Source organism: Blautia sp. CAG:257 (assembly GCF_000433815.1).
Classification (GTDB): domain Bacteria; phylum Bacillota; class Clostridia; order Lachnospirales; family Lachnospiraceae; genus Blautia_A; species Blautia_A caecimuris.
In genome coordinates, this window is sequence record NZ_HF999113.1 from 33,033 (window position 1) to 40,047 (window position 7,015).

8 protein-coding genes and 1 pseudogene are annotated in these 7,015 nt (G+C 40.8%); 6 read left to right on the plus strand and 3 right to left on the minus strand.

All coding sequences use genetic code 11. From position 1 onward, the window contains the following. The 3 genes and pseudogenes from QVP40_RS12650 to QVP40_RS12660 form a co-directional block, all read left to right on the plus strand. Positions 1-162: pseudogene (locus tag QVP40_RS12650) on the plus strand (2,3-bisphosphoglycerate-independent phosphoglycerate mutase); the annotation flags it as partial. A 324-nt stretch (positions 163-486) separates the two neighbouring features. Beyond that, positions 487-2,397: a L,D-transpeptidase family protein gene (locus tag QVP40_RS12655; RefSeq protein ID WP_022068754.1), complete on the plus strand. Its 1,911-nt coding sequence runs from the start codon at positions 487-489 to the stop codon at positions 2,395-2,397. A 24-nt stretch (positions 2,398-2,421) separates the two neighbouring features. Then, on the plus strand, positions 2,422-2,718 hold the full coding sequence (locus QVP40_RS12660; protein ID WP_022068755.1) for a DUF3784 domain-containing protein: 297 nt from the start codon (positions 2,422-2,424) through the stop codon (positions 2,716-2,718). A gap of 82 nt (positions 2,719-2,800) precedes the next feature. Here QVP40_RS12660 and QVP40_RS12665 read toward each other — a convergent pair whose 3' ends face one another. Continuing rightward, positions 2,801-3,421 carry an HAD family hydrolase gene (locus tag QVP40_RS12665; RefSeq protein WP_022068756.1) on the minus strand — a complete coding sequence of 207 codons (621 nt, stop codon included), beginning with the start codon at positions 3,419-3,421 and terminating at the stop codon, positions 2,801-2,803. Positions 3,422-3,659: 238 nt separating this feature from the next. Between QVP40_RS12665 and QVP40_RS12670 the strand changes: the two genes are divergently transcribed. Continuing rightward, positions 3,660-4,343, plus strand: coding sequence for a hypothetical protein (locus QVP40_RS12670; RefSeq protein WP_022068757.1), 684 nt, complete (start codon positions 3,660-3,662; stop codon positions 4,341-4,343). Between the two features lie 124 nt (positions 4,344-4,467). Here the strand turns inward: QVP40_RS12670 and QVP40_RS12675 are convergent, their stop codons facing one another. Next, entirely contained in the window at positions 4,468-5,346 is an 879-nt protein-coding gene (locus QVP40_RS12675) for a C40 family peptidase (RefSeq protein ID WP_022068758.1), read from the minus strand. Positions 5,347-5,592: 246 nt separating this feature from the next. Continuing rightward, the gene (locus tag QVP40_RS12680) at positions 5,593-5,925 is read right to left on the minus strand and encodes a helix-turn-helix domain-containing protein (RefSeq protein ID WP_022068759.1); all 333 of its coding nucleotides are present in this window, start codon (positions 5,923-5,925) and stop codon (positions 5,593-5,595) included. Positions 5,926-6,034: 109 nt separating this feature from the next. Between QVP40_RS12680 and QVP40_RS12685 the strand changes: the two genes are divergently transcribed. Both QVP40_RS12685 and QVP40_RS12690 read left to right on the plus strand, forming a co-directional pair. After that, positions 6,035-6,586, plus strand: coding sequence for a hypothetical protein (locus QVP40_RS12685; RefSeq protein ID WP_022068760.1), 552 nt, complete (start codon positions 6,035-6,037; stop codon positions 6,584-6,586). Positions 6,587-6,593: 7 nt separating this feature from the next. Then, a partial coding sequence (locus QVP40_RS12690) for a LytR/AlgR family response regulator transcription factor (RefSeq protein ID WP_288200562.1) occupies positions 6,594-7,015 on the plus strand: 422 nt, incomplete at its 3' end.

A 7,015-nucleotide genomic window follows, 5' to 3' on the forward strand; every position in this document is an offset into this window, starting at 1 on the left:
CACACTACAAATCCGGTTCCGTTTATTCTTGTAAATGCAGATCCGAAATATACTCTGAAGGAAGGCGGATGTCTTGCTGACATTATTCCGACTCTGATCGAGCTTATGGGAATGGAAAAACCGGAAGAAATGACAGGAGAATCCCTTCTGATCGAAAAATAAAACATAAAAACTGTGATGGAACGCAGGCAGAAACTGTCAATAAGATAAATCTGAAAATCTCCATCTGGAATAAAACTCTGAGCAATACGGGGAAACCTTGTACTGCTCAGGGTTTTTGTGTATTAAGGATAAAAAAGACAACGCAGGATACAATATAAGTAGCGCCTGCTGTTATAATAAAATTATGGAAATTCTGGTATATTACGAAAAAACATAGGGCAGATATGGTACAAATACCATGAAATATGTTATAATATGAAAGATTAAAAATCCGATACACAAACAGCAGTTTTTTGATGTTACAGTCTAGGAGAATGGAGATAGATGAGCAGTAAGAAAAAAAGAAATGATGTGGGGTCCGGACCCGGAGAAAACATTGATATTGAAGATAAGATCAATGCGGCAATGGACAAGATCATGAAAGATCCTGAGGAAGAGAGAAACAGTTCCCAAAGGAAATACGAACCGGACAACGGAGAGTCTGAAACAGAAGGATACGAATCAGAAGAAAGATATGATTCAGAAGAATACGAATCGGATGAAGCATATGATTCAGAGGAGGAGTACGAATCAGAGGAAGACTATGATCCTGAAGAGGAGTACGGCTCACAGGAAGAACATGACGAAGATACGGAATATGCTCCCGGGGAATATGATGAAGAAGGATATGATGAGCCGGAAGAAGAAGGTTCCCAGGATTTTTCCCGTAATATAAAAGCTTCTGGAAAATTAAAATCAGCCAGACCTCAGCCGGTAAAATATGTGCCGATGGATGACATAGAAGAGAAGCTGGCGCTTCTTCCGGAAAATAAAAGGAAAAAGCATAAAGGCCTGAAGATCACAGGGCTGGCAGCCGCCATGGCGGTTGTTGTTGCAGGATGCGCTTATGCGGGAATGACCTATTATTATTCTGACCGCTTTTTTGAGGGAACCTGGATCAACGGAATCGACTGTTCAGGCAAGACGGCATACGAGGTAGAAACGGCTCTGGCAGATAAGGTACAGGATTATTCCATTCAGGTATCTTCCAGAAACCAGGAACCTCAGATGATTACAGGCGAGCAGATCAATTATCAGTATCTGTCCACAGGGGAAACACTTCAGCTTCTGAAAAATCAGAAGCCCTATGAGTGGATCAGAGGTTTTTATGAACAGAAAAGCTATACGGTGGCAGAAAATGTGGCCTATGATAAAACCCTGCTTCAGCAGCAGGTTACAGCTCTGAACTGTGCAAAAACCGAGAATCAGACAGCGCCGGAAAACGCCTATGTAGCTTTTAAGGATAATCAGTTTCAGATCGTGCCGGAAACAGAAGGCACCCAGCTTAACGTGAAACAGGCTTACAGGATCCTGGATCAGGCTGTAGCTGACACACAGGCGTCTATTGATTTTGGAACAGCGCCGGATGCATATGTGTCAGCAGAAGTAACTCAGAATGACCCGGAGCTTCAGTCAGCGTTGGAGGCCTGCAATAATTATACAAAGGCCAGCATCACATATACCTTTGGAGACCAGACAGCAACGCTTGACGGAAACACGATCAAGGACTGGCTTCAGTTTGACGAAAAAGGCCAGCTTCTGATGGATGACAATACGTTCCACCAGCACATTGCAGATTATGTGGCACAGCTTGCAGCAACCTATAACACGGTGGGCACAGAACGGGAATTTCATACAACCAGTGGACGGACGGTTTATGTATACAGCTCCGTTTACGGCTGGGCGATCGATCAGGCGGCGGAGGCAGCTCAGCTTGCCCAGGAAATTCAGTCGGGAACCCAGACAACACGGGAACCCATATATGAGCAGACAGCTAATTCTCATGGTTTAAATGATCTTGGAAATACGTATATTGAGGTAGATCTCAGCAATCAGCATATGTATTATTATCAGTCAGGCTCTCTGATTTTTGATTCAGAGTTTGTATCCGGAAATATGAGCTATTCAGACAGACAGACTCATGCAGGTATTTTTACCTTATATTCCAAGACAAGTCCTTCGGTTCTCCGGGGAGACAAAAAACCGGATGGAACCTATGAATATGAAGAGCCTGTAGATTACTGGATGCCCTTTGACGGCGGTATTGGATTCCATGATGCTCCCTGGAGAGATGCGTTCGGAGGAGATATTTATCTGACCAACGGTTCGCATGGCTGTATCAATCTCCCGCCGGAAAATGCAGCAGTTCTGTACAGCATTATTGACTATAATGTACCGATCGTATGCTTTTACTAAAGATAATGGAGGAATAACATAGAAATGAGCAGATCTTTTGATTTTATTCTTGCAGGAGCTTCTCTGATCGTGGGGATTCTGCTTCTGACAGGACATGGAGACTTTTTTATGAAGGGAGGAAACGCCCAGCTTCGCAAAGCCAAATATGATGAGACAAAAATGGCAAAGGGCTCAGGCGTGGCTTTAATCCTGATCGGAATTGTCACCTTAATTGATTCCTACACCACAACCGTTGCGGCAAAGATCGGATATATTGTGGTTCTTGTAATTATTATGGCAGGACTGATGTGGTATCTGAAAAAGAAATGCATGAAAAACTGAACAGATAATCAGGATGAAATAAAAGGGAATAATAAAAACAGGGAGACTGTGATTTACAATAAAATCACAGTTTCCCTGTTTTTTAAGCAAAAAGCTTCACCAGGTCTGTCGGCCTGCTGATCCTGTAATCCGGTTCCGGCACATCTCCGAAACCATAGGAGGCAAACACAAAGGGAATACCGGCTTTGTGGCAGGAAAGAAAATCCCCCATAGTATCGCCTACATATACCGTGTCTTTCAGATGGTAGGTGTCCATAAGCTTCAGGATCGTAGCGTGTTTTTCCAGACCTGTATCGCCGAAGCACAGATGTCCTCTGAAATATTTTCCAAGCCCTGAAGATTTCAGAAATACTTCAATATATCCTGCCTGACAGTTGCTGACAATGTAAAGAGGATATTTTTCAGAAAGAGTTTTCAGAGTCTTTTCCAGATCTTCATAAAGAGGAGCGCAGGTTTTAAGAAGCGCTTCATGTTCTGCCTGACAGCAGGCATCTATGATCCGGAGCTGTTCTGCTTTTGGCTGATCCGGCAATAACTGAGCGGCAATATCCGGAAGCGGCTGACCGAAAAGTCCCATCAGCCTTTCGGCTGTGACTGTTATATTCATATGTTCTTTACTGTGCAGATACTCGTCCCAGGATTCTGCAACAATTTCCGTGGAATCCCACAGAGTTCCGTCTACATCAAAAATAATACTGTCCATAAAATTCCTTCCTGTGTGAATATATAGTTTTCAGATATCAGATTTCTGTTTTAACAGTTTGGATTATACACAGAGGAGCCAGAAAAATCAACCTGTGGGCAAGGAAAAAGACATTTTTGCATAGTTGCAGGACAGATGGAAAATATTAATTTTATTTCGAGTAACATAACATCGGAAAGCTTTCTGTAGAGATTCCAGTGTGAATTTCTGGAAATATCAGAAAAGGAGGAAACACGAAATGAAACGAAAAGTTTTTATGGCTCTGGCAATAGGAGCAGGCTGCTGTCTTATTACAGGAAATGTTCTGATGGCACAGCCTTCAGCTCCTCAGTGGGAATATGTAGAGCAGACAGATGATGGTATGCTTGTGTTCCGTATGGGAGAAATTGAACTGAAGGTTCCTGAAGACTGGGAAGATTCTTATGTGCGTAAAGAGAAGGACGGAGGCGAAGCTTTTTATCTGAAGGATTCTGCTGAGAAAGAGAAAAATAAACTGTTCTGGTTAAAAGACAGCGAAGGGCTTCAGGCTTTGTGGGATGAAGAATACAGAGCTCAATGGGACAGCCAGGAGGACAACTCTGATTCAGACAGCCAGAAAACAGAAGATGGCAGCGATAAGCCCCAGAGCGATTCACAGGGGCAGGAGAACCAGAATCCAGATAGTAATTCTGATTCCACAGATGAGCAGGAAAATGAGGGGCAAAATAATATTGAATTTATAGATGGACCAGGAGCATTCAGTTCGATGCTTTATGATAAAGATGGAAATGCCGTACATATACAACAGGCAGAAGATGGCAATTATTATGATGAAAATGGTGTGAATTATGGATCATGGGAAGACGTCGATGATGCAGGTATAAATGGAGATCCTGTTACAAATGAAAATGGGGAGACCTATTACTGGAGCACACAGGAATAAGTGATTTTTATTGATTAAAATTATGAAAGCGGATATTGCAGGGGAGCAATATCCGCTTTTGGGTTTAATACATCTTAATAAGGAAAAAGAAGATCGTGAAAAATGAGTACGTTACTGGAAGGGGTTATTTTGCAAGCTTAATAAAAGTTGCAGCATTGCAGATGCCTGTAACCGGAAGTTTCATGTTTGTCTGGAATTTCTTCACAGCAGCCAGACATCCGCTTCCGAAGGTACCCGGATACTCTACTCCCTTAGGATTAAATCCTCGTATCAGAAGAAGAATCTGGCAGGCAGTTACCATGTACTGAGTTTCACCTGATTTTACATAGTGTTTTCCAAGGGCGGCTTCTGTGGCAGATCCCCAGATACCGTCTACAGCCAGTCCGGCGCCATAATCCAGATTCATAGCTTTCTGTAAAACTTTAATACCGGCCTTTTTGGTAGCGGCATCACGTACACCTGTAATAGTAAGCCCTGCACCTACAAATTTATTTGCAGCAGTCTGGCCCTGACGGATATAAACATTTCCGCTTGGCGGAGGGGTTACAGATGAATCGTCATTCATATAACGAAGAATACAATTCCACGGAAAATCATAATAATCACGAATATAAATTTCTTTACCAGTCTGATCTCCGGGTGTTCCCCCATGATAATTGCCGTGTTCATTTTTGCTGGCCTGAACCAACTGGTTATTACCAATATACATTGCGGCATGAGATTCTGTGTTCAGAAGTACATCACCTCGTTTTAAACCTGTAGAAGAATTGGACTTGATACTTGAGCGAACATCCTTAAAGCCACAGGAAATAAATACAGGCTTCATATCATGTGTGGTATTAGCTCCTTTTGATTTTACTGGCACACCTGCTGCCTGCCATGCGCTGATAACTGCAGAAGAACAGTCGTAGTCAGGTCCCCATCGATTGTCCTGGTCATACCCGTGCTTCGGATTATTTGCCAGATCGATCATCCACTGTGTTGCTTTTTCAATTTTACCCATTTGTTTGTCCTCCTTAAATGTGTTGTAATTGTTTTTGTTGTTCACCGGCGATACAACTTATAAAGAGTGAAAAAAATAAAATGTGTAAACAGAAAAAATAAAAAAAGGCATAATAAAAATTTCTGGAATACAGAAATTTTTATATCATACCTTTTTGGAGGACATTTTTTGCTGTTTTAAGGACAGTAGAGTAAAAGTCAGTGAAAAAAGTATATTCTTATTTTGCTGCAATACCTGACAGCACAGTTAGCTCTTGTGTCCACGATCATAAATGTATACAATGTCTGCTACGTTTTTTGCATGCTTTTCATCCATGGTTTCCATGATAGAGACAACTTTTTGGATGTCAGGATTTTGTATATGGGTATTTTTAGGGAAAAGATCATATAAAAGAGAATCTAATCCTACATCAAGAGCATTGGAAAGTCTGCAAAGAGTTTCTACAGTTGCGGAATATCTTCCATTTTCAATACGGCTGATCTCACTGACAGATACACCGGATAATTCAGAAAGCTTTTCCTGCGTTAAGTTTTTTTCGGTTCTTGCATTTACAAGGCGTTTAGCTAAATCAAGTTTCATAGTATTCGTCCTTTCTTTGTTATAGTGTAGCAATAAATCGACAGAAAATGAAACGCATACATGACATGTGACAAGGCAAAAATGACGTATAAAGAAAAGAGGAAAAATTTTGGAAGAAACAGGAAATTTCGGGGAAACTTATGTTATGATGTATGCATTAGAAACACTTCATAACAGAGGGATTACAGTGAAAGAAACTGTATATGAAAGCATTCACAATCTCAATCAGTGGTATGAACAGTCAGGAAATTACAAATATCTTGAACTGGCGCTGCTGCATATGCAGGCGTATGCCAATATGGGATTTGCTCTGGATGAGGCTGATTTGTCTGTACAGAAAGTACTGGAATATACAGGAAAGACAAAAGACGATTTTTTTCCAAGAGGAAACAGCTTTGGAAAAAGAATCAGGCTTAACAGAGCGCAGGTACGCAGCATGATTGGAAAATGGAAACCAACAAAGGAGCATCCAATGACTATCGCAGAACTGGTAGATGATATTATCTATAAGGTAAAGACACACTGTGAGGGCAGATATGTGTACCGGTATCAGCGAAAGAAAGCGGAAGATGCAGAGGTTTATGAGTTGGTGATCAATAAGGGGGAATGCTATTTTTATGATGTAAAAAATTTTCGTTTTTATACATTTGTTGAGGAGTAGAAAGCGTATGATACGGATTATGATTTTAGATGATGAAGCAATATACCTGGAAAAGGAACGAAAAATAACACACAGTTTTTTTGCCAGAAAGGGAATTGAACACAGAATTGAAGTATTTCAGAGTTGGGAATGGTTTATTGCAGGTCTGAAAGAAGAAAAGTTTGATCTTTATATTCTGGATATAGAAATGTCAGGAAAAAATGGTCTGGAAGTGGCAAGAGAAATTCGCAGGTATTATGCAGATCCAACAATGATTTTTATTACCAATTATATGGATTATGCAGTAGATGCTTATGAAGTAAATACATACCGCTATATTCCAAAGACAAAAATGGAAGAAAAACTTCCTGAGGCATATGAATCTCTTCTTCCTGAATTTATGAAAAGAGAAGAACAATATTATGTAATAGAGAAAAAGGGAGAGATAGA

Coding starts and splice junctions, on each gene's coding strand:
- QVP40_RS12655 (WP_022068754.1), top strand. CDS start 487: ATGAGCAGTAAGAAAAAAAGAAATGATGTGGGGTCCGGACCCGGAGAA.
- QVP40_RS12660 (WP_022068755.1), top strand. CDS start 2,422: ATGAGCAGATCTTTTGATTTTATTCTTGCAGGAGCTTCTCTGATCGTG.
- QVP40_RS12665 (WP_022068756.1), bottom strand. CDS start 3,421: ATGGACAGTATTATTTTTGATGTAGACGGAACTCTGTGGGATTCCACG.
- QVP40_RS12670 (WP_022068757.1), top strand. CDS start 3,660: ATGAAACGAAAAGTTTTTATGGCTCTGGCAATAGGAGCAGGCTGCTGT.
- QVP40_RS12675 (WP_022068758.1), bottom strand. CDS start 5,346: ATGGGTAAAATTGAAAAAGCAACACAGTGGATGATCGATCTGGCAAAT.
- QVP40_RS12680 (WP_022068759.1), bottom strand. CDS start 5,925: ATGAAACTTGATTTAGCTAAACGCCTTGTAAATGCAAGAACCGAAAAA.